At 51.9% G+C, this 1,024-nt stretch carries 1 protein-coding gene; it reads left to right on the top strand.

Annotation, left to right across the window (positions count from 1 at the left end; translation table 11 throughout):
• Positions 1-108: 108 nt before the first annotated feature.
• Positions 109-1,024, top strand: a 916-nt coding sequence (locus ABEV74_RS20875; protein ID WP_430149240.1) for a transposase, incomplete at its 3' end; no start/stop codon positions are given.

The following is a 1,024-nucleotide window of genomic DNA, read 5'->3' as shown; positions in this document are numbered from 1 at the left end:
CCTGAATTTCGAAAGTACAGCTCCTTGGAAACGTGAAAAGGGCTCCAAATCTTTGGTAGAATGGTGTTTGTCGAAACAACATCACCCAAAGAGAGGAGCACCCTTAAGGTGAAGTCTACCACACCCGTTAGCAAAATCAAGAGCGAATTTTCCCTGCAAAACGCAACGAGCTTCGGAGGCATCAAAGTCTTCTTGGCCTTTCTCGAAAAAATCAAGCTTGCCGAGGCGATGCGCAGCCTCCCCGGCGGCAAAGCCCACAACTCGATTTTCCCTATCCATCATATCCTGCTTTATCTCATTGTAGGTTGGATGCTCGGCTGCGAACGGATTTTTCATTTTCGTAAATTGCGACACGACGCGTTACTCATTCGTTTCCTGGGCGGGCGTTGCCCACATCATAGCCTGTTGTATAAGGAGCTTGGACGGCTTGGCCGGTCGTGTCCGCAGTTGCCGACTGAACTGCGGATACTGAATCAGGAGATCATCCGCCCATGCTTGCCCTGTGACATCATTCTCGATCTGGACTCCACGGTGGAGACCGTATATGGCGATCAGGAAGGTGCGGCCAAAGGGACAAACCCGCACAAGCCAGGGAGAAAAAGCTACCATCCTTTGCTGGCTTTCGAAGGACAAACTCGTTTAAATCTGAACGCCGCACTCCGCTCGGGTAACACGCACTCTTCCACCGATTCCGCGGGCTTTCTGCATCAAACCTTCGATCTCCTCGGCGAGCGCAAGGTGAAGTATGCCCGATTTGACAAAGGCTTTGGCGGTGAAGACTTCTACAGCCTTTGGGAAAGCAAAGGAATCGGCTATGTCGGCAAGCTCAAATGGACACAGCGGCTGGAAAAAGAAGTTCAGGCCTGCCGCTATTGGACGCGCTATGTTGACGAAGACTGGATCATCGAAGGCATTACCTTGATCTATAAAGCGACGTCCTGGAAGAAGCCGCGGCGCGTGGCGATTATTCGCAAAGCGCAGGTGTTTGATGACGGACAAGGCCGGATCGTGTTCGATACAGACT

The sequence above is a fragment of the Paenibacillus cisolokensis genome, from assembly GCF_050481165.1.
Classification (GTDB): Bacteria; Bacillota; Bacilli; order Paenibacillales; family Paenibacillaceae; genus Paenibacillus_AH; species Paenibacillus_AH cisolokensis.
Note: the sequence above shows the minus strand (reverse complement) of the source record. Positions and strands in the feature narration are given on the sequence as shown.